This window comes from Noviherbaspirillum aerium (genome assembly GCF_008929045.1).
In the GTDB taxonomy this organism is placed as follows: Bacteria; Pseudomonadota; Gammaproteobacteria; order Burkholderiales; family Burkholderiaceae_D; genus Noviherbaspirillum; species Noviherbaspirillum aerium.
The window spans coordinates 123,901-149,954 of the sequence record NZ_VFAH01000013.1; the positions used below are offsets into that span (position 1 = coordinate 123,901).

The window sequence follows — 26,054 nt, forward strand, 5'->3', positions numbered from 1 at the left end:
CTCAGGTAGTGCGGCGGTCCAGCATCGCGCGGGCGATGGTGCCCGCGTCCACGTATTCCAGCTCGCCGCCGACAGGAACGCCGCGCGCCAGCCGGCTGACCTTGATGCCGCGCGCCTTCAGCGTCTCGCTGATGTAGTGCGCGGTCGCTTCGCCTTCATTGGTGAAATTGGTGGCAAGCACCACTTCCTTGACTATGCCGTCGGTGGCGCGCCCGATCAGTTTCTCGAGATGGATATCCTTCGGGCCGATGCCGTCGAGCGGTGACAGCCTTCCCATCAGCACGAAGTACAGGCCCTTGTAAGTCAGGGTCTGCTCTATCATCAGCTGGTCGGCCGGCGTTTCCACCACGCACAGCAGCGTGGCATCCCGCTCGGGATCCATGCACATTTCGCACAGCTCGTTTTCGGTGAAGGTATTGCAGCTGGCGCAGTGATGGATGCGCTCCACCGCCTGCAGCAGCGCGCGGCCGAGCAGGCCGGCGCCGTCGCGGTCGTGCTGCATCAGGTGATAGGCCATGCGCTGCGCCGACTTGGGGCCGATGCCCGGCAGCCTGCGCAAGGCTTCGGTAAGAAAATCGAGACTGGAAGGAGATTTCAATTCGGTTCTCTATCGCCAGAGTGTTGGAAGGTCCGTCCCGCGTCTGCGAGCCCCACGCCGCACGGACCTGCATCCGCCGTCGGAAATCGCAAGTTAGAACGGCAGCTTGAAGCCGGGCGGCAGCGGCAGGCCCGCTGTCATGCCGGACATCTTTTCCTGCGAGGTGGCTTCTGCCTTGCGCACCGCATCGTTGAAGGCCGCGGCGACCAGGTCCTCTAGCATGTCCTTGTCGTCGGCAAGCAGCGAAGGATCGATGGAAACGCGCTTGACGTCGTTCTTGCAGGTCATGACCACCTTCACCAGGCCGGCGCCGGACTGGCCCTCGACCTCGATCAATGCAAGCTGTTCCTGCATCTTCTTCATGTTGTCCTGCATTTGCTGCGCCTGCTTCATCAGTCCTGCGAGTTGGCCCTTCATCATGGTCGTACTCCCGAATGTTGGTTAGAGGGGTTTGATCGATCCCGGCACGATGGTCGCGCCGAACTCGCGCATCATCGTCTGCACGAAGGGATCGCGTTGCATGCTTTCTTCCGCCTGGCGCTGGCGGGCTTCACGCTCGGCCACCGCGACGGCATTGGCGGTCTGGCGAACTGCGCCGATTTCGGTGGTGACGCGCACCGTCTTGCCGAAATGCTCGCTCAGCGCCGTCATCAGCTTGTCCACCGCGCCTGCCGACCTCAGTGTCTCCAGCGGAATGCGCAGGTGCATCAGCACGCCGTCGCCATTGGCTTCGCACTGAAGCAGCTCGCTCTGCTGCGCCAGCTGCTGGACCACGCCGCGCAGGGGAAGTGCCGCGGCGAGTACCGGCCAGTTGCCGTCCCAGCCAAGCGAAGGTATCGGTGTCGGAGGCAGCGCAGGCAAGGCTTCCGGCTTGACGATGGACACCTGCGGCTCCGGTTCCGGCACGGGCACGGATGCCGGCACGCGCATGCCTGGCGCTTCCAGGACCGCCGTGTCGGCTAGCACCAGTTCGGCGATACGCGATTCAGTTTTTTTTTGAGCGGCGACAGGCGTCGAATCGAAAGGGATCGGTTCATGCATGTGCGCAGGCGCATCGTCCCATGGGGCGGCCCCAAGAGGAACGGGCGGCGCAGTCCGGACAGGGGCAGCGGCGGTGGAGGCCGCAGCAGATGCAGCAGCAGCGGGCAGCTTGCCGCCGTTGCGCGCCGCTTCCAGCGCGGCGCGGGCAGGACTCATGCCGGCGGGACGTGCCCCGGCCGGAGCAGCGGAAGACACCGAGGCAGACGGCGCGGAAGATGCCGCCGGCGACACTGCCGGCGCGGCCATCGGCTTCGCCGCAGGCGCATTCGGGCGTGGCATGTGAGGCATGGAAGCCGCCGGCGGCTGGACCTTGGCCACACCCTCGGCACCGCCCATTCCGGGGCGGAATGCCAGCATGCGCAGCAGCGTCATGGTAAAGCCGGCGTACTCGTCGGGAGCCAGGCTCAGGTCATTGCGCCCGTGCACGGCGATCTGGTAGAACAGCTGGATTTCCTCCGCGTCGAACAGACCCGCGAGGCGCAGGATGTCTTCCCTTTCCGGCACATCGCCAGGAACCGCGGCGGGCACTGTCTGCGCCAGCGCGATTCTGTGCAGCACGGTGCCCAGATCCTGCAGGGCGGCATTATAGGAAAGGCTGCGCGTCGCCATTTCATCGGCGACGGCAAGCAACCCCGGGCCGTCCTTGGCTGCCAGCGCATCCAGGACCCGTATCAGGTAAGACTGGTCGAGGGCTCCCAGCATGCCCTGCACCGCTTCGAGCGTCACCTTGCCGGCGGCATAGGCAATCGCCTGATCGGTCAGGGACAGCGCATCCCGCATGGAACCGTGCGCACCCTGCGCCAGCAGGCGCAGCGCCTGCGGCTCGAATGCGATCTCTTCCTGGCCGAGGATGTTTTCCAGATGGCCAACGATATGTCCCGGCGGCATCTGCTTGAGATTGAACTGCAGGCAGCGCGACAGCACCGTCACCGGAATCTTCTGCGGATCGGTCGTCGCGAGGATGAATTTCACATGTTCGGGCGGTTCTTCCAGCGTCTTCAGCATGGAATTGAACGCATGATTGGTCAGCATGTGCACTTCGTCGATCATGTAGACCTTGAAGCGCGCATTCGACGGCGCATAGACCGCCTGTTCCAGCAGTTGCGCCATTTCATCGACGCCGCGATTGGAGGCGGCATCCATTTCGATGTAATCAACGAAGCGGCCCGCATCGATGGCGGTGCAGGCTTCACAGACGCCGCAGGGTTTCGCGGTGATGCCGCCGTTGCCGTCCGGCCCCTGGCAATTCAGCGATTTCGCGAGAATGCGCGACAGCGTGGTCTTGCCCACGCCGCGAGTCCCGGTAAACAGGTAGGCATGGTGCAGCCGCTGCTGATCCAGCGCATGCGTGAGCGCCCGCACGACGTGCTCCTGCCCGACGAGCGTTTCAAAGCTCTTTGGGCGATACTTACGGGCGAGAACTTGATAAGACATGGTTGCGCTGGCTGTTGGTTGTAGCACGCATTTTACCTGACCTGATGCAAGTTATAGATTGCGGATTCAGTTGTTGAAAAAAGGATACCGACATGCAATGGCCGACGCACGAAGTGACCAACCAGGTGCCGGAACTGGCAGATTACAATCTTTTTTCCACCGACATCGCGCTGGTGGACGGCATCCGCCGCTCCGGGGCCGGCTGGCACGGGGAAAAACTGCAGGGACTCGGCGCCAGGCTGGGCACGAAAGAAGTGTTGTATCTTGGCGACCTCGCCAACCGGCATCCGCCCGAGCTGGAAACCCATGACCGCTTCGGCCGGCGCATTGATGCGGTGGAATTCCATCCCGCCTGGCATGCGCTGCTGGCGTCCCTGCGCAGCGAGGCGCTGCATGCCCTGCCCTGGATGGACGCGCGCGCCGGCTCCCATGTCGCGCGCGCCGCGGGCTATTACCTGCATTCGCAGGTCGAAGCCGGCTCGCTATGCCCGACCACCATGACCTTCGCCTCGATACCGGTACTGCGGAACGAACCGGGGCTGTTCGCCGACCTTGGACCAAAGCTGTTCTCGACGGAGCATGACCCGCGCGACCTGCCGCTGGAACAGAAGACCTCGATCCTGATCGGCATGGGCATGACCGAAAAACAGGGCGGCTCCGACGTGCGCACCAATACCACGACCGCGCGCCCTCTCAACGGGGAGGGACGCGGTGCCGCCTACGCACTGACCGGACACAAGTGGTTCTTTTCGGCGCCGATGTGCGATGCGCACCTGGTGCTGGCCCGCACCGACGGCGGCCTCTCCTGCTTTTTCGTGCCGCGCTGGCGGCCGGACGGCGGCAAGAACGCGGTCCTGGTCCAGCGGCTCAAGGACAAGCTGGGCAACCGCTCCAATTCCAGCAGCGAAGTCGAATTCCAGGACGCCTTCGGCATCATGGTGGGCGAGGAAGGCCGCGGCATTCCCACCATTATTGAGATGGCCAACCATACCCGCCTCGATTGCGTGATCGGCAGCGCCGGACTGATGCGCCAGGCGTTCGTGCAGGCGGCCCACCATGCGCGGCATCGTACCGCCTTCGGCCGCCATCTGGCCGACCAGCCGCTCATGCGCAATGTGCTGTCGGACCTGGCGCTGGAAAGCGAAGCGGCAACCTTGCTGATGCTGCGGCTGGCGCAGGCGTCCGAGTCGCCCCAAGACCCGCTGGAGCGGGCGTGGCGGCGCATCGTCACGCCCGCCGCCAAATTCTGGATCTGCAAGCGCGCGCTGGAGTTCAGCGGCGAATGCATGGAAGTCTGGGGCGGCAACGGCTACGTCGAGACAGGACCGATGGCGCGCCTCTATCGCGAGGCGCCGGTGAATTCCATCTGGGAAGGTTCAGGCAATGTGATGTGCCTGGACGTCCTGCGCGCCGTGGAACGGGAAATCGAAGGCTTCCTCATGCTGCTCGGCCAGTTGGACGATGCAGCGAACGGCCATGACGTATTGCAGGGTCTGATCAGCGGTTTGCGCAGGGATCTTGCCACGCCGCCCGAACAGCGCGAACTGCTGGCCCGCCGCTTCGCGCAAAAGCTGGTGCTGGCCGCCCAGGCATCCCTGATGCTTCAAGCTTCGCCGGCACCGATCGCCGACGCCTTCATTGCCAGCCGGATCGATGCGGAAGCGGGACGCGTGTACGGCACGCTGTCGGCGTCGGCACTGCAGGAAAACATCCTGGATCGGGCCTGGCCGGAATGACGATGCCCAAAGAGAATAAAGGGAATATGAGAAAAGCTTGAAAAGAGGGGCGAGCCTTGTCTACGGCACTTGCAGGAAATGGCTGTGGCTGCTTCGTTCCCGACCTGACCAGGTTGGCCATGCCACAATGCGCAGGGGCCCGCCGACCTGCATTTTAACAGCAAAGCGGCGGAAGCGCCTCCCTATTTCCGGCAACCAGCGCAAGGCGAAGCCGGAAGGTTCGGGACGATGGTTTCAGATGCCGAGTTCGCCCCAGATCCGGTCGATTTTTTCCTTGACCTCCTGCGTCATCGCAATGGTCGTCCCCCATTCGCGGTTCGTCTCCCCCGACCACTTGTTGGTGGCATCGATTCCCATCTTGCTTCCCAGCCCGCTGACCGGCGAAGCGAAATCCAGGTAATCGATCGGCGTATTGTCGACCAGGGTCGTATCCCGCGAGGGGTCGACGCGGGTGGTGATGGCCCAGATGACTTCCTTCCAGTCTCGGATGTTCACGTCTTCGTCCACCACCACGATGAACTTGGTGTACATGAATTGCCGCAGGAAACTCCAGACACCGAACATCACCCGCTTCGCATGTCCCGGATAAGCCTTCCTGATCTGCACCACCGCCATCCTGTAGCTGCAGCCTTCCGGCGGCAGATAGAAATCGGTGATTTCGGAAAACTGCTTCTGCAGCAGCGGAACGAAGACTTCATTGAGCGCCACGCCGAGCACCGCCGGTTCGTCCGGTGGCTTTCCGGTATAGGTCGAGTGGTAAATGGGATCGCGCCGCATGGTGATCCTGTCGATGGTGAACACCGGGAACCAGTCCTGCTCGTTGTAATAGCCTGTGTGGTCGCCGTACGGCCCCTCCAGTGCATGCTCATAGCCGCTCGGGTGGGATTCGTCAGGATAGATATGGCCTTCCAGCACGATTTCCGCGGAGGCCGGCACCCGCAATTCACTGCCGATCGCCTTGACCAGTTCTGTGCGGCTTCCGCGCAGCAGGCCGGCGAACTGATACTCCGACAGGCTGTCCGGCACCGGCGTGACCGCGCCGAGTATCGTTGCCGGATCGGCGCCCAGCGCCACCGCGACCGGATAGGGCTTGCCGCGATGGACGATGCCATGCTCGCGAAAATCCAGGGCGCCGCCGCGGTGCGCCAGCCAGCGCATGATGACCTTGTTATGACCGATCACCTGCTGGCGGTAGATGCCGAGGTTTTGGCGCTTCTTGTGCGGCCCCTTGGTGATGACCAGCCCCCAGGTGATGAGCGGTGCCACATCGCCGGGCCAGCAATGCTGGATCGGCAGCTTTGCGAGGTCGACATCCTGCCCTTCCCAAACCACCTCCTGGCAAGGGGCCGAACGATGCTCCTTGGGCGCCATATCCCAAAGTGCCTTCACCATGCTGCCAAGGCCGAGAACATCCTTCAGGCCTTTGGGCGGTTCCGGTTCCTTCAGCGTGGAGAGCAGATGCCCGATCTTGCGCAATTCGCCCACATCCTCCGCCCCCATGCCCAAAGCGACCCGGCGCGGCGTGCCGAACAGGTTGCCCAACACAGGAATGCGATGCCCTTCCGGGCGCTGGAAGAGCAAGGCAGGACCGCCGCTGCGCAATACCCGATCGCAGATTTCCGTCATCTCCAGATGGGTTGAGACAGGGGTCGATACCTGCTTAAGTTCACCAATTTCTTGCAATTGGGCAATAAAATCCCGCAAATCCGAATATTTCATGATTTTTCACAAAGTTTGAGACTTGTTTGTGTTTGTAGAATGCAAGCCCAAGTAGTTGATTTTATTTATCTTTTATTGCATTGCAGCGATTTCTTATATCTCAAAGTAATAAAATATAGATTTGTTAGTATTGACTCGATATAAACACGCACCTAAAATTCGGCCAGCTTGATGAGCGGTCCTTTCCCCATATCCAGGGATCGGCATGGCATTCCGCTCAGTATCCACGGGATCGGGGTCCCACATGACATTTTAAGGAGTGTTTTCAAAAGGCGTCCGCCTTCCCCCCGAAAAAGTTGCTTGCCCTGCCGGCCGTGCGCCGACACTCCGTGGCAAGCAATCGCGATGTCTGCCGTTTTGCGCCGCGCGCAGCTGCAGACAGTGACTGATTCACGTTGAAACCAGATGCCTACAGCAGCTTGTTGTGGCTCTTCGTTTGCCGTGAGGATTCAGGAGGTTCAATGATAAATCGATATACAAGGGCGGCGTACGACTTTACCCGTCATCAGGCCACGCAGTCGGCCGCATGGGCCGTTTTTGCCCGCGACACGATCAGCGGTTTCATGACTACCGCCCGCCATGCGCTAACCTTGTCCGGACTTGTTGCCATGGTTTTGCTGGGCACCATGTTCGTGAAACCGGAAACCGCGGACCGTTTGAAAGCATTGTCGCCGTTTGCCGCAGCAAATAGTATTGCCGCCGAAGAAAAGAATGTGGTGGCTGAACCCGCGCCCACGCAATCTCCCGCTGCATCCGCAGTCCAGCTTTCCGCCTCGGCACGTAGCCAGGCAGTGATGGTGGCGGCACCGGCGGATGCCGCCCAGGCCGGCAATTCCAAGCAGCAGCAATGGGTCACCGAGTGGCTCTCGAAACGCTACCGCGTGGCTGCCGATGCGACCAATATGCTCGTGTCCGCCGCTTATCTGACGGCAAAGGAAATCAAGCTTGATCCCTTGCTCATTCTGTCGGTCATGGCGATCGAATCCGGCTTCAATCCTTTTGCCGAAAGCCCGGTAGGTGCGCAAGGCCTGATGCAGGTCATGTCCAAGGTCCATCACGACAAGTTTGCCGAGCTCGGCGGCGTCAAGGCGGCATTGAATCCCGTCGCCAACATCCGCGTCGGATCCCAGATCCTCAAGGATTATGTGGAGCGTGGCGGCTCGGTGGAAGCCGGCCTGAAGATGTATGTCGGTGCCGGAGCGCTTGAAACCGACTTCGGTTATGGCGCCAAGGTGCTGGCCGAATATCGACGTCTCAAGGAAGTGGCCATGGGCAAGAAAGTCCCCGTGATCACCCCGATTGCAACCGCAAGCTCTTCTTCAGTCAATTCTTCCGCACCCAAGGCTGCGCCCGCCGGGGCAAAGACCCAGCCAGTTCCAGAGGATGCCTCGGCTGCGATGAAGGAAACCCGCCCGCTGGCGCAAAACGACGATCAGCATGCACCTGCCCTGTAACGCCGGCACTGAACCTCCGTGCGATTACCTGTAATAAAAAAGGAGCCTTGGGCTCCTTTTTTATTGAACGGGATTACGCTTCGGAAGCTCAGCTGCGGTGGTGATACTCCGCGAAAAACCGTCCGAGACGACTCACCGCTTCCCTCAGATTGTCCATCGAAGTGGCATAGGAAAGCCGGATATACCGGCGCGCCGTAGCGGGGCCGAAATCCAGCCCCGGCACCAGCACGACCCCTGCCTGGTGCAGCATGTCGATCGTCAGGCGGTCCGCATCATCGGACAGCCCGGAACAATCGGCATAGACATAGAATGCGCCATCCGGCGTCACCGGCACCTCGAAACCGAGTTCGCGCAGTGCCGGAACGATATAGTCGCGGCGGCGCTTGAACTCCGCCTTGCGCTGCTCATAGATGGCGATCGACTCGGGCGCGAAGCAGGCGACTCCGGCATGCTGAGCAATGCTGGATGCGCAAATGAACAGGTTCTGGGCAAGCTTCTCAATCTGGGCCACCATCGAAGGCGGCACGACTAGCCATCCGAGCCGCCAGCCGGTCATGTTGAAATACTTGGAGAAACTGTTGATGACAATGACATCTTCGCCCAGGGACAGCGCGGAATATGGCGCCTCGTCATAGGTCAGGCCCTGGTAGATTTCATCCACAATCGTAAAACCGCCCTTCTCGCGTACGGTTGATACGATTTTTCCAAGTTCCTCATGCGGTATCGATGTCCCGGTCGGGTTCGACGGCGATGCCAGCAATACGCCCCGCGTACTGGCATTCCAATGTTGCCTGACCATGTCGTCGGATAACTGGAAACGCTGCTCGGGACCGCTCGGGATCATTTTCGCCCTGCCCTCGAATGCCGCGACAAAATGCCGGTTGCAGGGATACGAAGGATCCGGCATCAGCACTTCGGCATCCTTTTCCACAAGCGCTGCGCAGGCCAGCAACAGCGCCGCCGAGGCTCCGGCCGTCACGATGATGCGCGACGGCGCGACCTCGAGACCATACACTTGCCGATAATGCGCAGAGATTGCCTCGCGCAATGCCGGAATGCCGACGGCGGCCGTATATTGCATGCGTCCGTCCGCCATGGCGCGGGTTGCCGCTTCAATGACCGGGGGCGGCGCTGTGAAATCGGGTTCTCCGATTCCCATATGGATAATCGAACGCCCGGCACGTTCAAGTTCTGTCGCCATTTTTGCCAGCTCCATGACATGGAACGGCGCAATATTGACGAGGCGGGACGCAAGTGTCGGATTCATGAAGTCAAGATGTTCGGCCGGAGCTTGAAGCAGGTCCGGCCGCGGACTATTGGACGGGAGATAAATCGGAAAGGCTGTTTGGCCGCTCAGCGCTTCTTGGCATCATCGACCTCGACATTGCGTGCCTTGGCGGCAAACTTGTCGAGTACGCCATTCACATACTTGTGCCCGTCGATGCCGCCGAAGGATTTCGTCAGTTCGACAGCTTCATTGATGACGACCTTGTACGGAATCTCGATATGGTTTTCAAGTTCATAGGCGCCGATCAGCAGCGCGGCATGCTCTACCGGGGACAACTGGTCGATGGGACGATCGATCAGCGGCGCCAGGTTCGCGCGCAGCGAGGAAGCCCGCTTGATGGTGCCATGCAGCAGCGTATTGAAGTGCTCGGCGTCGGCCTTGTCAAAACCATGCGCTTCACGAATATGCGCATCGATGGCACCGGCGTCTTCACCTGCGAGCAGCCATTGATAGAGGCCTTGCAATGCGAATTCGCGCGCCCGGTGGCGCGGCGTCCGATTCTTGTTCGGGTTGGCGTGAACGTTCTTTTGATTCATGGCTTACTCTTCTTCAGTAGCTTCGGCGAGTTCATCCAGAGCAATCGACAAATTGGCCATTTCGATGGCCACACGGGCTGCATCGGTACCCTTTTCCGCCATACGGGCTTCTGCCTGTTCGTCCGTATCCGTTGTCAGCACGGCATTGGCGATGGGAATGCCGAAATCCAGACCGACACGGGTAATGCCCGCGCCGGATTCGTTGGATACCAGTTCGAAGTGGTAGGTTTCACCGCGGATGACGGCACCGATGGCGATCAGCGCATCGAACTGCTGCGTTTCCGCCATCTTTTGCAATGCGAGCGGGATTTCCAGCGCGCCCGGTACGGTGACATGCAAAACATCCTCATCGGCAACGCCGAGATGCTTGAGTTCTGCCAGGCAGGCAGACAGCAGGCCATGGCAAACGTCTTCGTTGAAACGGGCCTGCACAATGCCGACGCGGACACCCTCACCGTTCAGATTCGTTGCATATGTTCCTACAGTCATGGTAAATCCTTCATGCGCAGCTGCGCTTAATGAAACTGACACCATGCCGCATGCACTGTCGCTGTTGAAGCTGGTAAGGCACGTTGCGGCATGGTGCGTGGTTGTTGTTGATTGTCGGATGCCGGCGGCTCCAGGGCCGCCGTTCAGTTTTGTTCAGCTCAGTGATGTTCAGTTTCGGGCTTGGCCTGATAGCCGACGACTTCCAGGCCGAAGCCTGTCATCGAGGGCATCTTGCGCGGGCTGGCGAGCAGTTTCATCTTGCCGACGCCGATATCCTTCAATATCTGCGCACCAATGCCATAGGTGCGCAGGTCAAGGCGCGAGCCGCGCGGCTGAGGGACAGACCCGGGATTGTTGAGCGCTTCGAATTGGGCGAACATCTGTTCCGCAGACTCTTCGCAATTGAGCAAAATCATCGCGCCGCGTTCGCCGGCCTTGATCGCAGCCATCGCGGATGCCGCATTCCAGGAGTGCGTCGTTACCTCGGTTTCGAGCAGGTCGATGATGGAGACAGGCTGGTGTACCCGCACCATGGTTTCCTGCTCCGGCGAGATATCGCCATGGACCAGCGCCAGGTGCGCGCCGCCGCTCGGCTTGTCGCGGTAGGCAATGGTGCGGAACGGACCGTGGGCGGTGTGCATGATGCGTTCGGCCACGCGCTCGATGATGCTTTCGTTCTCGTTACGGTAATGAATCAGATCGGCAATCGTGCCGATCTTCAGATTGTGTTCCTTTGCGAACTCGATGAGATCGGGCAAGCGTGCCATCGTCCCGTCATCCTTCATGATTTCGCAAATCACCGCGGCCGGAGTCAGCCCCGCCAGTTCCGCAAAGTCGCAGCCGGCTTCGGTATGGCCGGCACGCATCAGTACGCCGCCCTTCTGGGCCTTCAGCGGAAAGATATGGCCGGGCTGCACAATGTCGGCCGCCTTGGCATTTTTTGCAACGGCAACCTGTATCGTCCGGGCGCGGTCTGCCGCCGATATACCCGTCGTCACGCCTTCCGCAGCTTCAATGGAAACCGTGAAATTGGTGCCGTAGGACGTACCGTTGCGGGTCGTCATCATCGGCAGGTTCAACAAGTTGCAGCGCTCTTCGGTCAGGGTCAGGCAGATCAGGCCGCGCCCGTATTTCGCCATGAAATTGATTGCCTCCGGCGTCACGAATTCGGCCGCCAGTACGAGATCACCTTCATTTTCCCGATCTTCCTCGTCGACGAGGATGACCATGCGGCCGGCGCGCAGCTCGGCAACGATTTCTTGAGTTGTTGAAATAGCCATGACTGAAATCCTATGTAGCCCGCTATTTTAAAGGATTTGGATGGGGCTGAACTTTCAAGTTCGAAACAAAGTGCGGCCATGCCGCCGGCTCTTCCGCGCATCCCCTTACCGAATCCGATTCCTACTCTTTCAGGCTGAGCATACGTTCGACATAACGCGCAATCAGATCAATTTCAAGGTTGACGCGCGTTCCGGGCTGCAGATGCTTAAGCGTAGTGACTTGCACGGTATGCGGGATCAGGTTGATGGAAAACTCGCATCCCTTTTCCGTATCCCTTACTTGGTTGACTGTCAGCGATACGCCATTGACGACAACGGAGCCCTTGTACGCCAGGTACTTCGCCATGTCTTTCGGCGCGTCGACCACCAGTTCCATCGATTCGCCGACCGGCTGAAACCGCAACACGGTTCCGAGGCCATCGACATGACCGGATACAAGGTGTCCGCCGAGCCGGTCGGCCAGCGTCAGCGCCTTCTCCAGATTGACCTCACCGATTGCGTCCAGGCCTGCGGTCCGATTGAGGCTTTCACGGGAAACGTCGACAGCAAACCCGTTGTCGGTCTTGCTCACCACTGTCATGCATGCCCCGTTCAAAGCGATGGAGTCGCCGAGTGCAACATCGGCCATGGGCAGTCCACCCGCATCAACGGTGAGACGCACACCGGCGTCAGGCTGGTTGCCCAGCGGAGTAATCGAGGAAATCTTTCCGACAGCAGCGACAATTCCGGTAAACATGATCGAAATCCGTTCAGATGAATTCAAGTGAAACGAGCAAGGATACGCAAATCGGCTCCGATCTGCTTGATTTCATGGAAGGAAAGCTGCGTTTTCTGATCGAGGTTATCCAGTGCACGCAGTTCGAACAGGCCTTGCGCATCGCCGAGGATGGACGGGGCGAGATATAGCAGGAGTTCGTCGACACACCCCTCCCGGATCAGCGAGCCGTTGAGCTTTGAGCCGGCTTCGACATGAAGTTCATTGATCTGGCGCCGGCCGAGTTCCTGCATCAGCGCCGGCAAGTCGACTTTGCCATGCGCATTCGGCAGCATGATGATCTCCGCCCCCGCTGCGCGTAGTTGCGCTTCCTTCCCGGGATTGGGCATGGCCGCAGCAATCCATGTTCCGCCACCGGTCAGCACCCGTGCCGACGGATCGATCTGCAGGCGACTGTCAATGACGATACGCTGTGGTTGCCGCGGAGTTTCTACTGCGCGGACATTGAGTTGGGGATCATCTTCCTGCACCGTGCCAATCCCGGTGAGGATGGCGCAGGCACGGGCGCGCCACCAGTGCCCGTCGTCTCTCGCCGCGGAAGAGGTAATCCACTGGCTTTGGCCGTTGTGCAGGGCTGTCCTGCCATCCAGGCTGGCGGCCGCCTTCATGCGCACCCATGGGCGTCCGCGCTGCATGCGGGAAAGGAAGCCGATATTCATTTCGCGCGCCGCTTCCGCACCGACATCCGTCACGACGTCAATGCCGGCGGCGCGAAGCTTGGCGACGCCTTGTCCCCCCACCAGAGGATTCGGATCTCCCAATGCCGCGACGACGCGTCCGACTCCTGCCTTGATGAGCGCGTCCGCGCAAGGCGGCGTTCGGCCGTAATGACTGCAAGGCTCCAGCGTGACGTAGACAGTGGCGCCGCGCACATCGGCGCCGCGACGGGCGGCATCCTGCAGCGCCTGCACTTCCGCATGGGCCTGGCCGGGAGGCTGGGTGGCGCCCGCCCCGATGACTTGCCCGTTCTTGACAATGACACAGCCGACACGCGGGTTGGGCGTCGTGATGAACATCGACTTTGCCGCCCATTCCAGTGCCAGCGCCATGCCTTGCGTGTCGTTGACTATTTCCACGAAAATCTTTTCCAAAGGTATTTGCTATTGAGATTAGCTGCCAGGCGGACAAAAGGTAAGCTGACCCGCATCCGCGTTTCCGGCATTTTATCTTGTGTACGCATTGACCTGGCTGCCACCTGGATGCTCTTCGGCATCATCCTGACACGGCCCGCCAAACAGCATCAGCAGCTGGTTTCCCCATCCTTGGGCTTGCAAACACGCGGGCGCCCTAGCGAATTCAGAATGATTTTCCGCTTCTCGTCGCCCAGTTCAAACAGGATAGAACCGAATTGCGGCTGCTGGCCGCCTGCGACATTTGTCCGTGTTCGTCCGGTACCGTTATAGGCCAGGTAGGGCTGAGAGTTATCGGTAAGCTTGGATGTGACTGATATTCCTTTGGTAACCGGCGGACGTCGATGAATGATCGTATCGCCGGCATCAGGCGCCTGATTGCCGTTTTCGTCGACCAGAACCATCCAGCCGTCGGTCCAGCCTGCCCCTGCCGGCACGAGATCGACCCGATGGCCGCGCTTGATCGCTTCGGCACGTGCGAGCTGGATAGAGGCAAGAAAATCATTGACTGTACTCGTCAAACGCTGGCTGTCTATCAGCCGACCGAATGCCGGAACCGCCATACCTGCCAGCACGGCCGCAATCAATACCACAGTCATTAGCTCAATCAGGGAAAAGCCGGCGCGGCGCCGGTCATGAACATGATGCTTCGCAGGCACCGTGCTATCTCCAGCAGACAGGGTCTGCAGGAGAGCGCAGCCCATTGCTCGATTGCGCAAGAGTACCGCACACCGGATCATCAAACCTGGGTTTGGCAGTCACTGTCACACAATCCCGGATGAGTTCGCCGGCACATGCATCCGCCGACAAATCGTAGGAGCTGGCGGCGGTGCTGTCGCCGGAATGCGTCTTGAATCCCTTGGGTGCGGAAAGCGAATAGGCCATATAGCTGTTCTGGCGGGAGTAATGCTGCTCCTGCGACAGCAGGACCTGCAGCAGTGCGGCCGTTCCCTCCGCCCGCTTCCCTCGCCGCACCGATTCGACATAGGAAGGATAGGCAATCGACGCCAGGATACCGACGATGGCAACCGCCACAAGTAGTTCTATCAATGTGAACCCGCCGCTGCTACGCCCACAGGGGCGCATGCCTCGCCACCTCCGTCTATTTCTTGAACATGGCATTGCGAACCTCTTCCCAATTGATGATTTCCCTCCAGCTGAAGCGGCCGGCGGGAAGCAAGGTATCGACCTTGTCGCCGACAGCGGCATCACCACCCTTGAACATGCCGCCACTGCCCGGACTCGTTCCACCCGTGCCGAAATTGACCACACCGTATCGCTTCTTCACGGTTCGCCGTCCAACCGGGTTGCGATCGCCGACTTCGACACCGGTTTCAAAAGGCACGGGCGGACTGAGCATGCCTATTGCAGAAAGCCGCCCTGTCTCACCACCTGCGGCCGTCCCTGAAAGCGTGTCCAGCACATAACTGCGGCCACCGCCGGTCTGACAGGGATCGGTGCCGGGAATGAGCGTATTGAAGAAAACAAAGCCGTTGATGACAAGCGGATTGGTAATGTTGCGTTCGCCGGATGTGTCGGAATCCGCGAAATCGAAATACCAGCCTTTTTTCTGATCGGTTCCGGTGCCGTAGTTGATTTCCGGCCCCGCGATCTTGAACCCTCCATGACTCGCCTTGCTCAGTGTGCGCACCGAAAGATCGTTGCGGCGGAATGTCGATGACTGCGGGGAGCCGGGATCCAGCACGCCATAGAATGACTGGACGGAATATGTTCCGCTGACGGCATCGTCCTGTTCCATGAATTTTCCCGTGCCGAACAGGACAATGAAACCGCCGCCTGGCGCGAAGACGACGCGGGGCTGAACTGTGATCGGCTGCGGCACTCCCGCCTCATCCGTCGCACTGAATATCGGCTCTCCGCCGGAAAGCGCATCGCCCCACGGCGCAGCGCCGGTGAAGTTGAAGCGCCACAGGTTGCCCTGCAAGTCGCCGGCATAGGCATAACGTACGGAGCCGTCGGTACCCGTCACGAGAGCCGGGGTGGAAAGGCCGTTCTGCAGTGACGGTGCCTTGCTTGGCATGCGGAACTTGAAATAATTGATGCCGGATTGCCACTTGGCCGACGCCGGTTTATCAAGCGAAAGCAGAAACAAGGCATTCGCGCCATCGGTATTGAAGCGGTTGGCGCCGTCCTCCCGGTAATTGTTGACGCCGCTGGAAACCACGACGAAATACTTGAACTGCGGCGAACCGGACTGCATTCCCGTGTTGAACTTCGCGATCACCGGCGCTCCCAGAATGTTGCCCATGTCCGGATCGTCCGCATCGGAAAATTCCAGCAAGGCTTTGCCGCCGGCTGCGAAATTGGCAGGGTCGGTTACATCGAGCGCAAAGATGCCCTGCGCACCTCCGCCCATGCCGCTCGCCAGCACGGTCTTCCAGGAACCGCCTAGTTGCGCCTCGGCTACCGTGATGCCGCCGTCGACATAGGGCCGATGCTTGTAATCGGGAGATGCAAGGCGGTTCAGATGCATCAGGATGGCATTCGGCACGAAGGCAAATAATTCCGTGCCGTCGCTTGCTGCGAAGGCATGCAGCATGCCGTCGTTTGCGCCGACATAGACAGCCTTCGCACGTTGCTGATGATTCTTTGCAAACGCCTCGTAGCCATTTCCGTAATGTGATGGCGATGGCGCTCCGACGAAGACCGGATTGCTGTTCAGGATGTCTCCAAGCACTCTTCTGCGGGTGCGGAAGAAGCCATCCGGCCGATCGGATTCCCGTGTCCGGTCCCCTCGCAGGTAGTTGACCCTTGCGGCTCCCTTGCCATCCTGTTTTCCATCGACCGGCGATACATCGAGCAGCGCCTGCTGCGTCGCATTCAGCAGGTCCCATTTGAATTCGACTGTTGACATGGCGCCATTGGGGCCGAACTGACTGGTAAATATGCGCCGGTCGGCATGTGCGGGCTTCGGTCCATGTTGATCCGTGCCGGTCAGTATCTGGCCGGCATCCCATTCCGGTGATTTCGCGATATTGACGTTTTCCTCGGCGTCGAGCGTGATCTTCAGTTTCTTCAGGCTGCCGCCCCAGCTGTCGGATTCGAAACCCGGCTGGTACACAAAGGCCCCGTCGCTGGAAATCTTTGTGGTGGACGCGGAGACGCCTGCAATCGTCCCGCTGCCATCCGCAATCGATGCGAAGACCTTGCCGATGGATTTCATCATCTCTGCCGGCTGGCCGGCAAGAAAGTAATTGCGCGGAATGGCGGATGGCCCTGTTCCATCACTCCATTCGGCATAGCTGCCAGCTACCGGCGTGCCCGTTGGGGACAAGCTGATGAAAGGATTGTTCTGTGAAGTCCTTGCATCGAAGCCGCCGTATTTGGCGGCCAGATAGAGCTGGCTGTCCCTCGGCTTCAGGATGCGGTTGCTTCCATCGATCAGACCATTGCCGCCCTCATCAACGTCAATGGCAAAGGTTTTCACCCTGACCGGCTTGTCCAGGCGGATGTCGCTGGTATTGGCCCAGTATGCCAAGCCTGCCATGTAGTATGTGCCATGCCCGGAAGCGCCGGAATCACGTGTATCCAGTCCGGCAAGATTGCCGTTCTTCGCCGGGTTGCCGAAGCTTCCCGATACGTCCGTCTCCATGTCGCCAATCAATCTCGTCCAGGTGGTGACGTCGAATGCAGGCGTCTTGCCGGCGACCTCCGTATCAGCCGGACGAGCGGCGTCATACGCATCGGCCTGATTTCCGGCCGGTCCGAATTTGGTTCGGGTATTTCCCGGCACATGGCGGTCCCAATGGGTGTTGACATCGGCAATGCTCAGAATGTAATTGCGCTGGCATGATGCGACGACAGGATCTTCCCATTTCCCGAACAAGGGAAATCCGTCTTTCATACTTTCCGTCGCACCGCTGATCGCCGCCTCGGTCGGTGCCTTGCCCTGAAAATAGCGAATGCCTTCGTAAAACAGTTCGCCGACAGGATCGTATTGTTTGTATCGTCCCTTCCTTCCGAACTTGTTCAGGTAATTCACAACCCCACTGTTGGGAGCCCCGCCTGTCGTGACTGAATTTTCCGGGTTGTGATGGAAGACGCCAGTCGCCTCATCCCATTCCGGACGCTCGTTGGCCGCCTCCGCAAATGACGGCGGCTTGCGCTGCCTTGCTCCGACATATCTGATGGGCGCGCGCAGTACGCCCCCGTAACGCTGCGCGGCGTCGTCAAGCAGGTATCCCATTGCGCCGATTCTGAGCCGGTCGGCGTTGCGCTGAATCTGCCCGACCGGTTTGTAGCCGTTGCCGTATTTCAGGCAAAGTTCCTTGCGAACCGGTCCTTCGTTCGCATCGCAGACGGCGACCCGAACAAGATAGTCGCCAAGTTTTTTATCGGTGGCATGCACCGGCATCTTGCCGCTGCCATTCCATTGGGAGGTGCAATACTGACTTGCCTCGCTGCCGCTTATCGAACCGCTGCTCACGTCGCTGAACAGAATCCTGTTCCTGCATGACACGACATACAGCTTCTTGACATTGAATGGCGTGACGCGATTGGGTGCGCTGACATTGCCGCCCTCCCGCACTTCCCGCCGCGGAAAGTAGGTCGCATGGGCGTAGAAGTTGGCATCCGGGGTATCCGACAATACCGCGCGCTGGAGAATTGTTTCGCCCGGCTTGTCCAGTATGCGATCACCGCCGGTAAGTGACAGGCGAAGCATGTCGATGGCGGAGGACGCCGCCCAGTTCATGAAGTTGCCGCTGAAGGTGGTGCCGTCACATTCGCGCAGCGCGTCGGCGTCCTTTTCGATTTGAAAATAAAGACCCGCATGGAATGCATCCGGATCGTTGCCCGGATTGCGCTCGCTACCATTGTATCGATAGCATTTTGCGGAGTTGAAGTAGCCGACATATTCGACTGTCCGGTTATAGGTTCCGCCATCGCCACGGTACGCGACGCCGACCGTCGGAAATTCCACCGAAAGACTTAGCAGCAGATTGGAATGCACGTTCATGCGCCCGTCGAACAGCGGGACATCGGCAATGTTGACCGGAGGACTTGCAGCAATGCCATGCACATGACTGCTTGCAAGGAGCATGGCGAGCACCGGAGTCATCGCCGAATGTCGTTTGGACCGCATGTTATTTCGCTCCTTTTCGATAATACGTCTGCAGCACCACCTGTGTTTCTTCGCGCATGCCGAAGCCAATGGCAGTAATCCGGTAGAACACGGATGGCTTCTCGGCGCTATGTCCCTTGTAGTTGAACATCATGGGTTCGATGATGTATCTCGGCGACCTGTCTGGGAGCGGGCCGGCTCCGGTTTGAAAGGAGGCGCCCGTAAATTGGCCGTAGGGGACCGTGCTCGCGTTTGCGGATTTATCCAGGAAGTCAACCTCGGCCCAGGCCGGCTTTGCATCCGGACGGGAGGGAGCGCACAGACCCAGCTTGACGCTGGATATACCGGCGTTGCAGCCCGACTCCGGAAAGCTCTGCATGTCTTCGGAACTGAAGATGTCGCTGCGCGACCGGGCGGGATCCGGAGAGTGTTCGATATCCATCTCCGCATCCATCAATGCGGCTTCCGCTGCTTGAAACGCGACCTGGCGGTCACGATCATTCCTGGAGCTTTTCTCCGCCTGCAAGGCAATTTGCGCGGCCGATGTGCCAAGCAGAAGAATGACAATGAGCATAAGCAGGGAGACGACAAGCGACATGCCCGCTTGTCTCTGCCCGTGTAGGCGGCGCCTGGTGCTTCCGGCTTTCGTCGCCGGACATCGGTCCAAGGAGAACGGAAAGACACCGCAATGTGTTCGACACGCCGCTTCGCAGTCCAGGTAACCTGGGCAGTCCGGATACCCGGAATCTGCAGCCACGTCGCTCCTCGTCCCGCCGCATGCACGCGCCTTTGCGCTCAACGCCGAACCGCTGGCGGCGCTTGCCGAACAAGCCCTATGCCACTTGCAGACGTGCATCAGTCAGCTCCGTCTACGGTATTACGCAATTGAATCGTGGTCGAGAAGACCTTTCGGTAACGGTTCCTGGCCGAAGCCGGCAAGTCTTCCTTGCGCAAACGCACCCCCTGATCATCCGCGCCGTGCTGCTCCGAATACTCCTTGCCGAACAAGTCATACGCATCGGCGGCCGCAACGTCGCCCGTGCCGGCGTTGGCGGATCCACGGACGAGAAACGCAATATTCAGCGCGACGACCTTCTTCCAATGGGTTTTGGCGTTGCGTGCGGAGGACTCGGCGGTTCCGATGCTTGCGTCATCAAGCGTCTTGATCGCCGACGCATTGAGCAAGCGGTCCGGCATGCCGTCATTATCAGTATCAAGGCCATACAGGATCTGAAACGCCTCGACACCGCGCGCCACCGCATCTGCTCCCCAACTTGTCTCTCCAGGATATTTGCAGTAAAGCTGAGGCTCGCCGGTCGCATCGGTGCCGACATAGAAAACGCTTGCGCCACGCTGTCCCTGAGCGATTGGAAAGCCGGCGCAGTTCAACATGGTTCCATCCGCCGCACCGAAAAACTGGACGGACAGCACGTCGCTGCCATTGACCGCCTGCGCCTGGGGCGATGTCATGCCGCCGGTGCTTGCTTTCAGGCTATGCGCATCGAGACCTTCAATGCTGGGACTCATTCCTGGCATGACGACTGCCGGCGCATCGTTGCGATCCCAGTTCACATAGGCAGCCTGCCTTACCGACCGGGAAACAATTTCCAGGGCAAAGCGGCCCGTGTCATCAACGTGGGTGGCATCATCAGCTGCCGTATAGGCATTCTTTGTCGACAGGAACAGCGAGGTGGAGGCGAGAACGATGAGCAAGCCAAGCGCGAGCGAGATCATCAGCTCGATCAGGGTGACTCCCCGCTGGCTGACGGCAAGCCGGTATTTGGATGACGCCCGCAGGCACAAGGGGCGCAAAGTACACAACGCTGAATCGGGGTTCATGGCGCGGTCGGTTCCACGACAAGGGCCACACCAGGGGGAGATCGTTTTGCATCATCCCGGATCAGAGTGCCGTCCATATTCTTCCCCTGCCAGCCGATCTTGATGACCAGCGAAGACGTACCGCCCCTGCTGTCACAGTCCCATGTGAATGCCTGCGCGGACGCACTCCATGGCTCGGCATCCCGGCAGACGAGCGCCCTCGCACCAGGCAGCACCGCGGCAAGCTTGCGTTGCCAGAGGTGAATGTCGAACTGGGCCAACTCCTGGCTGTTGCATGTATCCGCGTAGCAGAATTTCGAGAGGGAAGAATCAGACTCCGAGACGTTTTGAAAATCAATGCCGAGATAAAGGTTGTCGGCAGTCTTGAGTTTCGCGCTTGCAGCATTTGCGCGCATCTTGTCTGCAAGTTCACCGGCAAGCTGTACCGCCACGGACTGAAAAGCGGACTGGGTGGTCGAGCGCAATGCGGCGAGCTGCATGCCGGCCGCACCAATGACACCAAGTGCGAGAACGAAAATGGCGACCAATACCTCGATCAAGGAAAACCCCTTGGCTGCGGTATCAGGCATGCACAACTCCTATCAGCGAATTTATCAGATAGGCAACATTATATATTTTATAATTATTACTATTGCAACTTTAAGGGCTGTAAATGTTGTACGGAAACCGCATCACAGAATGCGGCATGGCGTCCGCGACCGAAGCAAGTATGCCGGTCGAAACTTGTGCAAGCTGAAACTACTTAGGGCGAAATGCAGGTGGGTGCATGGAAGAATCGGTTTGCCCTAGGATGCAGGGCAAGGCGGGAGGAGTGCTGTGCGGCGGGCCACACAAGCGACGAGCGACGCCGCCATGTGCCCGGGACTAGTCGAGGCGATTGACCATTTACCTGCGATCCACTCTAGGGATTCTTGCGCTCGGGGCCGACTTCGGCGATGGCATCCTGGAATTCGGCGACGTCTTCGAAACTCTTGTACACGGACGCAAAGCGGATGTAAGCGATCTTGTCCAGACGCTTTAGCTCTCGCATGACGAGTTCGCCGATGTGGCCGCTGAGGACCTCGCGGGACCCGCTGGAGAGCAGTTTCTCTTCAATGCGATGAATGGCTGCGTCCACCGCTTCCGCGGAAACGGGGCGCTTGCGCAAGGCAAGCATCAGGCTGGCGCGCAGCTTTGCGGGATCGAAATCGGTGCGGCTGCCATTTTTCTTGACGATGACCGGCATGAGCAGTTCGATACGCTCATAGGTGGTAAAACGCTTGTCGCAATGCGCGCAGCGGCGGCGGCGGCGGATTGCATCGCCCTCATCCGACGCACGCGTGTCGATAACCTGGGTATCTTCGTGGTGGCAGAAAGGGCATTTCATAGCATTAAAGGCTACAAGTCCGGCAACGGCGGACGATCATTGGCATGGTTGCCAGTATCGCATAGAACAATCCGAAAAAGAAAATCGGTCACGCTCGACAAGCCCTTTGCCCCGACACAATGCACAGCCGGCAGGATGAACCCGAACCGGCTGCGCATGTGTACTCGAGAGAGACGCGCACAGGCTTGTCTGCCGTCGCGACGAATCAGCCGTAGACCGGGAAGGCTTCCGTCAATTTCTTGACTTCCGCCTTGACGCGCTCGATGGTTGCCGCGTCATGGGGATTGTCGAGAACATCCGCAATCAGATGGCCGACTTTGGTGGCTTCCGCTTCCTTGAAACCGCGTGTGGTCATTGCCGGGCTGCCGAGGCGAATACCGGATGTGACGAACGGCTTTTCCGGATCGTTCGGAATGGCGTTCTTGTTGCAGGTCATATGGGCGGATCCGAGAATGGCCTCCGCTTCCTTGCCGGTAATTTTCTTCGCGCGCAGATCAACCAGCATGACATGCGATTCGGTACGACCGGAAACGATGCGCAGGCCGCGTTCGATCAGCGCCTTGGCCAGCGCGTCCGCGTTCTTGACGACCTGCTGCTGATAGGCCTTGAATTCGGGCGACAGGGCTTCCTTGAATGCGACTGCCTTGCCGGCGATGACATGCATCAGGGGGCCGCCCTGGATACCCGGGAAGATGGCGGAGTTGATCGCCTTCTCATGCTCGGCCTTCATCAGGATCACGCCGCCGCGAGGACCGCGCAACGACTTGTGCGTGGTGGAGGTGACGAAGTCCGCATGCGGCACGGGATTGGGATACACGCCGGCGGCGATCAATCCGGCATAGTGCGCCATATCGACCATGAAGTAGGCGCCGACCTCCTTGGCAATCTTCGCAAAGCGCTCGAAGTCGATGCGCAGCGCATACGCCGAGGCGCCGGCGATGATCATCTTCGGACGCTTTTCGCGTGCAAGACGCTCCATTGCTTCATAGTCGATTTCCTCTTTTTCATCGAGGCCGTAGGAGATGACGTTGAACCATTTGCCCGACATGTTCAGTGCCATGCCATGCGTGAGGTGACCGCCTTCCGCGAGCGACATGCCCATGATGGTATCGCCCGGCTTGAGCATGGCGAAGAAAACACCCTGGTTGGCCTGCGAGCCGGAATTGGGCTGCACGTTGGCCGCTTCCGCGCCGAACAGTTCCTTCAGGCGGTTGATTGCCAGCGTCTCGGCGATATCCACGAATTCGCATCCGCCGTAGTAACGCTTGCCCGGATAGCCCTCCGCATATTTGTTGGTCAGCTGGGAGCCTTGCGCTTCCATGACGGCCGGCGACGTATAGTTCTCGGATGCGATCAGCTCGATGTGGTCCTGCTGACGGGTATTCTCCTGCTGGATGGCGCTCCAAAGCTCGGGATCGACATTAGCGATGGTATGGTCTTTTGTGAACATGAAAACTCCAATCGATTAGGGATGCAAAGTGGGTTTGCCGAAATCGAATGAGGGCCGATGGAAACGGACAGGCAGCCTCAGTCGTGCATTCCATTTGGGCTGCCCAGGCGAACGGCGTGAGAGCGCATGGCGGCTCTCGTATCCCACGTTCCCCGGTGGATGTCCACCTTGTCGCCGGACAGGAATCCGGCATTCGCCAGTTACGTGGGACGAAATGGACCTAGATTGTAAGGTAGGACAAACAATTGAGCAAGAAGAGCTAGAAGCCCTTTGACGTCCGGCCCAGGCTGAACAAACCGGATCAGGCCGCATTTCGGATCAACATAACGCCTTTCGGCTACAATTTTGCCCAATTCAAATTCATGTACGAAAGGAAATCGCAATGATCGTCCTGATTACAGGTGCAAGTTCCGGTTTTGGCGAGGAAATGGCGCGCACGTTTGCTCAGAATGGGCACAAGGTTATTGCGACCGGCCGGCGCAAGGACAGGCTGGACAAGCTGGCTGCCGAATTGAGCACATCGCTTCTTCCGGTGGAAATGGATGTCCGCGACAAGCAATCGATCGCGGCTGCGCTCGCAGGCCTGCCGGCCGAGTGGAGCGAGATTGATGTACTGATCAACAACGCCGGCCTGGCATTGGGCATCGAGCCCGCGCAGAGATCCTCGCTGGACGAGTGGGAAACCATGATCGACACCAATTGCAAGGGACTGGTGACCATGACCCATGCCATCCTGCCCGGCATGGTGGCAAGGGGTCGCGGGACGATCATCAATATCGGCTCGACCGCGGGTGCCTATCCCTACCCCGGGGGCAATGTGTACGGCGCCACCAAGGCCTTTGTCGACCAGTTCACACTGAACCTTCGCGCCGATCTGGTCGGCACCGGCGTACGCGCAACCAATATTGCGCCCGGCCTGTGCGGCGGCACCGAATTTTCCAACGTGCGGCTCAAGGATGATGCCGCCGCGGCCAAGGTCTATGAAGGCACCGTACCCCTGACTGCGCGCGACATCGCGGAGTCCGCCTACTGGATCGCCACCCTGCCACCGCACGTGAATATCAACTATATCGAGATGATGCCGACCTGCCAGGGTTTCTCGCCTTTCAACATCAAGCGCAACGTCTAGGAAGAAACGGCTTTTTCATGCTTGCCAATATCAAGACAGTTCGACCCGCGCCCGCGCCATGAATAACGAGTTCAGCTGGAACGTGCGTGTTTATTATGAAGACACCGATACCGGCGGCGTGGTCTTTTATGCCAATTACCTGAAGTTCTTCGAGCGTGCCCGCACGGAATGGCTGCGGGCACATGGCATCGGGCAGCAGTTGTTGGCGGAATCGCATCGCGTCATGTTCGTCGTCAAAAGTACGTCCGTGGATTATCATGCTCCCGCGAAATTAGATGATGAACTGAAACTTACCGTCGTTGTCCAAAAGCTCGGTCGCGCTTCGGTGGAGTTCGTTCAGGAAGCCTGGCGCGAACAGGGAGCAGAAAAAACATTGCTGACCAGCGGAAGAATCCGCGTCGGCTGCGTCCATACTGAAACCTTCCGCCCGAGTCCGATACCGGACAACGTATTAGACCGCATCAGAGCGGCATAGCTTGAATTTCCTGCAAAGCGCCATGTTACCCATGCAGTCGGGTGCGTTGGCGGTATGCGGCCATCACTTGCAACTACATTAATAAAACATGAGCGTCACACAAGATCTTTCGTTTATCTCGCTGATCAGCAATGCCTCGCTGCTTGTGCAACTGGTCATGGCCTTGCTTCTGCTGGTTTCGATCATGAGCTGGACTTATATTTTCCGCAAGATGTTCGCCATCCGCAGCGCGCAGACGCAGACCGAGGAATTCGAGCGCGCGTTCTGGTCCGGAGGCAACCTGAATGCGCTCTACGAGGAAGCAACCTCCAACCGTCGCCGGAGCGGCAATCACACCGGCGCGCTCGAACGCATTTTCGAGTCCGGAATGGGTGAATTCATCAAGGGCAAGGCCATCTTCGCAGGCAAGGGACAAGTGGATCAAAGCGCGATGATCGACGGCGCGCGCCGCGCCATGCGCGCAGCCTATCAGCGTGAAATGGATGCGCTGGAATCCCATCTCGCCTTTCTTGCCTCGGTCGGTTCCGTGTCACCTTATGTCGGCCTGTTCGGTACTGTCTGGGGCATCATGAATGCCTTCCGCGGACTGGCCAATGTGCAGCAGGCGACCCTGGCATCGGTCGCGCCGGGCATTGCCGAAGCGCTGGTAGCCACCGCCATCGGTCTTTTCGCCGCCATCCCGGCGGTGGTTGCGTACAATCGCTACTCGCATGACATCGATCGTCTCGCGATCCGCTTCGAAAGCTTCATCGAAGAGTTCTCCAATATCTTGCAACGTCAGGTCCGCTAATGGCAGGCAACAGTTCTATGCGCGGCGGCCGCAGCCGCAAGTTCAAGTCCGAGATCAACGTCGTTCCTTATATCGACGTGATGCTGGTCCTGCTGATCATCTTCATGGTGGCGGCGCCATTGACGAACCCCGGCGTGATCAACCTGCCGACGGCGGCCAAATCGGCGCTGCCGCCGACCGAGTACATCCAGATTTCGCTCAAGCCCGATACCAGCGCCACCATCGGCGTCAGCGGCAAGAAGGACGGCAGCGGCGAGGCGCAAAAAGTGGGAGGCCGCAGCGCCTTGATGCAGAAACTGCGCGCACTGCATGAAGCGGATCCGGAACTGCCAGTCATGATTTCGGCCGACAAGGAAATCAAGTACGACGAAGTCATCCAGGTCATTTCCGAAGCCAAGAAGCTCGGCATCAACCGCGTGGGGTTGGCGACAAAGCAATGAGT

General features: G+C 59.4%; 24 protein-coding genes, 1 other RNA gene and 1 riboswitch. Of the genes, 6 read left to right on the top strand and 19 right to left on the bottom strand.

The annotated features are described in order from the left end of the window. Position 1 precedes the first annotated feature (1 nt). From recR to dnaX, 3 genes are all read right to left on the bottom strand, one after another. Positions 2–598, bottom strand: a complete 597-nt coding sequence (gene recR / locus FH061_RS18535; protein ID WP_151637321.1) for a recombination mediator RecR — start codon at positions 596–598, stop codon at positions 2–4. Positions 599–691: 93 nt separating this feature from the next. Next, positions 692–1,018, bottom strand: coding sequence for a YbaB/EbfC family nucleoid-associated protein (locus FH061_RS18540; RefSeq protein WP_151637322.1), 327 nt, complete (start codon positions 1,016–1,018; stop codon positions 692–694). A 21-nt stretch (positions 1,019–1,039) separates the two neighbouring features. After that, complete coding sequence (dnaX, locus tag FH061_RS18545) at positions 1,040–3,073, bottom strand: DNA polymerase III subunit gamma/tau (RefSeq protein ID WP_151637323.1); 2,034 nt, start codon at positions 3,071–3,073, stop codon at positions 1,040–1,042. Between the two features lie 92 nt (positions 3,074–3,165). Between dnaX and FH061_RS18550 the strand changes: the two genes are divergently transcribed. Then, positions 3,166–4,809, top strand: coding sequence for an isovaleryl-CoA dehydrogenase (locus FH061_RS18550; protein WP_151637324.1), 1,644 nt, complete (start codon positions 3,166–3,168; stop codon positions 4,807–4,809). Between the two features lie 45 nt (positions 4,810–4,854). Here FH061_RS18550 and ffs read toward each other — a convergent pair. Together ffs and ubiD are read right to left on the bottom strand one after the other, a co-directional pair. After that, positions 4,855–4,953: signal recognition particle sRNA small type (gene ffs / locus FH061_RS18555), an RNA gene on the bottom strand. Between the two features lie 90 nt (positions 4,954–5,043). Beyond that, a complete protein-coding gene (ubiD, locus tag FH061_RS18560; RefSeq protein ID WP_151637325.1) occupies positions 5,044–6,528 on the bottom strand; it encodes a 4-hydroxy-3-polyprenylbenzoate decarboxylase in 1,485 nt (494 codons plus the stop codon). Positions 6,529–6,989: 461 nt separating this feature from the next. On the opposite strand from ubiD, the gene FH061_RS18565 reads away from it, so the two are divergent. Next, the gene (locus FH061_RS18565) at positions 6,990–7,982 is read left to right on the top strand and encodes a transglycosylase SLT domain-containing protein (RefSeq protein ID WP_192805132.1); all 993 of its coding nucleotides are present in this window, start codon (positions 6,990–6,992) and stop codon (positions 7,980–7,982) included. A gap of 88 nt (positions 7,983–8,070) precedes the next feature. Here the strand turns inward: FH061_RS18565 and FH061_RS18570 are convergent, their stop codons facing one another. The 14 genes from FH061_RS18570 to glyA all read right to left on the bottom strand — a co-directional run bounded on the left by FH061_RS18570 (position 8,071) and on the right by glyA (position 23,218). Beyond that, on the bottom strand, positions 8,071–9,249 hold the full coding sequence (locus FH061_RS18570) for a pyridoxal phosphate-dependent aminotransferase (RefSeq protein WP_151637326.1): 1,179 nt from the start codon (positions 9,247–9,249) through the stop codon (positions 8,071–8,073). Positions 9,250–9,335: 86 nt separating this feature from the next. Further along, positions 9,336–9,806 carry a transcription antitermination factor NusB gene (nusB, locus tag FH061_RS18575; RefSeq protein ID WP_151637327.1) on the bottom strand — a complete coding sequence of 157 codons (471 nt, stop codon included), beginning with the start codon at positions 9,804–9,806 and terminating at the stop codon, positions 9,336–9,338. Between the two features lie 3 nt (positions 9,807–9,809). Continuing rightward, positions 9,810–10,295: a 6,7-dimethyl-8-ribityllumazine synthase gene (gene ribH, locus FH061_RS18580; RefSeq protein ID WP_151637328.1), complete on the bottom strand. Its 486-nt coding sequence runs from the start codon at positions 10,293–10,295 to the stop codon at positions 9,810–9,812. A 158-nt stretch (positions 10,296–10,453) separates the two neighbouring features. After that, positions 10,454–11,575 (bottom strand): bifunctional 3,4-dihydroxy-2-butanone-4-phosphate synthase/GTP cyclohydrolase II, encoded by a 1,122-nt coding sequence (gene ribBA, locus FH061_RS18585; RefSeq protein ID WP_151637329.1) that lies wholly within the window; start codon positions 11,573–11,575, stop codon positions 10,454–10,456. Between the two features lie 121 nt (positions 11,576–11,696). Further along, the gene (locus FH061_RS18590) at positions 11,697–12,311 is read right to left on the bottom strand and encodes a riboflavin synthase (RefSeq protein WP_151637330.1); all 615 of its coding nucleotides are present in this window, start codon (positions 12,309–12,311) and stop codon (positions 11,697–11,699) included. Positions 12,312–12,334: 23 nt separating this feature from the next. Beyond that, positions 12,335–13,399 (bottom strand): bifunctional diaminohydroxyphosphoribosylaminopyrimidine deaminase/5-amino-6-(5-phosphoribosylamino)uracil reductase RibD, encoded by a 1,065-nt coding sequence (gene ribD, locus FH061_RS18595; protein WP_192805134.1) that lies wholly within the window; start codon positions 13,397–13,399, stop codon positions 12,335–12,337. A gap of 191 nt (positions 13,400–13,590) precedes the next feature. Continuing rightward, the gene (locus FH061_RS18600; RefSeq protein WP_225984725.1) at positions 13,591–14,139 is read right to left on the bottom strand and encodes a GspH/FimT family pseudopilin; all 549 of its coding nucleotides are present in this window, start codon (positions 14,137–14,139) and stop codon (positions 13,591–13,593) included. Between the two features lie 4 nt (positions 14,140–14,143). Then, entirely contained in the window at positions 14,144–14,602 is a 459-nt protein-coding gene (locus tag FH061_RS18605) for a type IV pilin protein (protein ID WP_318841029.1), read from the bottom strand. Continuing rightward, positions 14,583–18,584 carry a pilus assembly protein gene (locus FH061_RS18610; protein ID WP_151637333.1) on the bottom strand — a complete coding sequence of 1,334 codons (4,002 nt, stop codon included), beginning with the start codon at positions 18,582–18,584 and terminating at the stop codon, positions 14,583–14,585. The genes FH061_RS18605 and FH061_RS18610 overlap by 20 nt, the downstream gene beginning before the upstream one ends. A 1-nt stretch (position 18,585) precedes the next feature. Continuing rightward, on the bottom strand, positions 18,586–19,161 hold the full coding sequence (locus tag FH061_RS18615; RefSeq protein ID WP_151637369.1) for a pilus assembly PilX family protein: 576 nt from the start codon (positions 19,159–19,161) through the stop codon (positions 18,586–18,588). 257 nt (positions 19,162–19,418) lie between these two features. Further along, complete coding sequence (locus FH061_RS18620) at positions 19,419–20,402, bottom strand: PilW family protein (protein ID WP_151637334.1); 984 nt, start codon at positions 20,400–20,402, stop codon at positions 19,419–19,421. Continuing rightward, positions 20,399–20,971: a type IV pilus modification protein PilV gene (gene pilV / locus FH061_RS18625; protein ID WP_151637335.1), complete on the bottom strand. Its 573-nt coding sequence runs from the start codon at positions 20,969–20,971 to the stop codon at positions 20,399–20,401. Before pilV ends, FH061_RS18620 begins: the two co-directional genes overlap by 4 nt. Before the next feature lie 332 nt (positions 20,972–21,303). Further along, complete coding sequence (gene nrdR, locus FH061_RS18630) at positions 21,304–21,768, bottom strand: transcriptional regulator NrdR (RefSeq protein ID WP_151637336.1); 465 nt, start codon at positions 21,766–21,768, stop codon at positions 21,304–21,306. A gap of 205 nt (positions 21,769–21,973) precedes the next feature. Further along, positions 21,974–23,218, bottom strand: coding sequence for a serine hydroxymethyltransferase (glyA, locus tag FH061_RS18635; RefSeq protein ID WP_151637337.1), 1,245 nt, complete (start codon positions 23,216–23,218; stop codon positions 21,974–21,976). A 94-nt stretch (positions 23,219–23,312) separates the two neighbouring features. Then, positions 23,313–23,432: riboswitch (ZMP/ZTP riboswitch) on the bottom strand. 168 nt (positions 23,433–23,600) lie between these two features. Here glyA and FH061_RS18640 point away from each other — a divergent pair. The 4 genes from FH061_RS18640 (at position 23,601) to FH061_RS18655 (ending at position 26,052) form a co-directional block, all read left to right on the top strand. Then, positions 23,601–24,347: an SDR family NAD(P)-dependent oxidoreductase gene (locus FH061_RS18640; RefSeq protein WP_151637338.1), complete on the top strand. Its 747-nt coding sequence runs from the start codon at positions 23,601–23,603 to the stop codon at positions 24,345–24,347. A 58-nt stretch (positions 24,348–24,405) separates the two neighbouring features. Continuing rightward, on the top strand, positions 24,406–24,822 hold the full coding sequence (ybgC, locus tag FH061_RS18645; protein ID WP_151637339.1) for a tol-pal system-associated acyl-CoA thioesterase: 417 nt from the start codon (positions 24,406–24,408) through the stop codon (positions 24,820–24,822). 88 nt (positions 24,823–24,910) lie between these two features. Then, on the top strand, positions 24,911–25,612 hold the full coding sequence (gene tolQ / locus FH061_RS18650) for a protein TolQ (RefSeq protein WP_151637340.1): 702 nt from the start codon (positions 24,911–24,913) through the stop codon (positions 25,610–25,612). Beyond that, complete coding sequence (locus FH061_RS18655; protein ID WP_151637341.1) at positions 25,612–26,052, top strand: ExbD/TolR family protein; 441 nt, start codon at positions 25,612–25,614, stop codon at positions 26,050–26,052. The genes tolQ and FH061_RS18655 overlap by 1 nt, the downstream gene beginning before the upstream one ends. Positions 26,053–26,054: the final 2 nt, after the last annotated feature.

What these genes read in the sequence shown, in the direction of transcription:
- nrdR (WP_151637336.1), bottom strand. Translation starts at nt 21,768, where the DNA reads ATGAAATGCCCTTTCTGCCACCACGAAGATACCCAGGTTATCGACACG.
- FH061_RS18655 (WP_151637341.1), top strand. Translation starts at nt 25,612, where the DNA reads ATGGCAGGCAACAGTTCTATGCGCGGCGGCCGCAGCCGCAAGTTCAAG.
- glyA (WP_151637337.1), bottom strand. Translation starts at nt 23,218, where the DNA reads ATGTTCACAAAAGACCATACCATCGCTAATGTCGATCCCGAGCTTTGG.
- ribD (WP_192805134.1), bottom strand. Translation starts at nt 13,399, where the DNA reads ATGGCGCTGGCACTGGAATGGGCGGCAAAGTCGATGTTCATCACGACG.
- ubiD (WP_151637325.1), bottom strand. Translation starts at nt 6,528, where the DNA reads ATGAAATATTCGGATTTGCGGGATTTTATTGCCCAATTGCAAGAAATT.
- FH061_RS18565 (WP_192805132.1), top strand. Translation starts at nt 6,990, where the DNA reads ATGATAAATCGATATACAAGGGCGGCGTACGACTTTACCCGTCATCAG.
- FH061_RS18550 (WP_151637324.1), top strand. Translation starts at nt 3,166, where the DNA reads ATGCAATGGCCGACGCACGAAGTGACCAACCAGGTGCCGGAACTGGCA.
- ribBA (WP_151637329.1), bottom strand. Translation starts at nt 11,575, where the DNA reads ATGGCTATTTCAACAACTCAAGAAATCGTTGCCGAGCTGCGCGCCGGC.
- nusB (WP_151637327.1), bottom strand. Translation starts at nt 9,806, where the DNA reads ATGAATCAAAAGAACGTTCACGCCAACCCGAACAAGAATCGGACGCCG.
- tolQ (WP_151637340.1), top strand. Translation starts at nt 24,911, where the DNA reads ATGAGCGTCACACAAGATCTTTCGTTTATCTCGCTGATCAGCAATGCC.
- FH061_RS18620 (WP_151637334.1), bottom strand. Translation starts at nt 20,402, where the DNA reads ATGAACCCCGATTCAGCGTTGTGTACTTTGCGCCCCTTGTGCCTGCGG.
- ybgC (WP_151637339.1), top strand. Translation starts at nt 24,406, where the DNA reads ATGAATAACGAGTTCAGCTGGAACGTGCGTGTTTATTATGAAGACACC.
- pilV (WP_151637335.1), bottom strand. Translation starts at nt 20,971, where the DNA reads ATGCCTGATACCGCAGCCAAGGGGTTTTCCTTGATCGAGGTATTGGTC.
- FH061_RS18640 (WP_151637338.1), top strand. Translation starts at nt 23,601, where the DNA reads ATGATCGTCCTGATTACAGGTGCAAGTTCCGGTTTTGGCGAGGAAATG.
- FH061_RS18610 (WP_151637333.1), bottom strand. Translation starts at nt 18,584, where the DNA reads ATGCGGTCCAAACGACATTCGGCGATGACTCCGGTGCTCGCCATGCTC.
- FH061_RS18540 (WP_151637322.1), bottom strand. Translation starts at nt 1,018, where the DNA reads ATGATGAAGGGCCAACTCGCAGGACTGATGAAGCAGGCGCAGCAAATG.
- FH061_RS18570 (WP_151637326.1), bottom strand. Translation starts at nt 9,249, where the DNA reads ATGAATCCGACACTTGCGTCCCGCCTCGTCAATATTGCGCCGTTCCAT.
- FH061_RS18605 (WP_318841029.1), bottom strand. Translation starts at nt 14,602, where the DNA reads ATGCCATGTTCAAGAAATAGACGGAGGTGGCGAGGCATGCGCCCCTGT.
- dnaX (WP_151637323.1), bottom strand. Translation starts at nt 3,073, where the DNA reads ATGTCTTATCAAGTTCTCGCCCGTAAGTATCGCCCAAAGAGCTTTGAA.
- FH061_RS18615 (WP_151637369.1), bottom strand. Translation starts at nt 19,161, where the DNA reads ATGTCGCTTGTCGTCTCCCTGCTTATGCTCATTGTCATTCTTCTGCTT.
- ribH (WP_151637328.1), bottom strand. Translation starts at nt 10,295, where the DNA reads ATGACTGTAGGAACATATGCAACGAATCTGAACGGTGAGGGTGTCCGC.
- FH061_RS18590 (WP_151637330.1), bottom strand. Translation starts at nt 12,311, where the DNA reads ATGTTTACCGGAATTGTCGCTGCTGTCGGAAAGATTTCCTCGATTACT.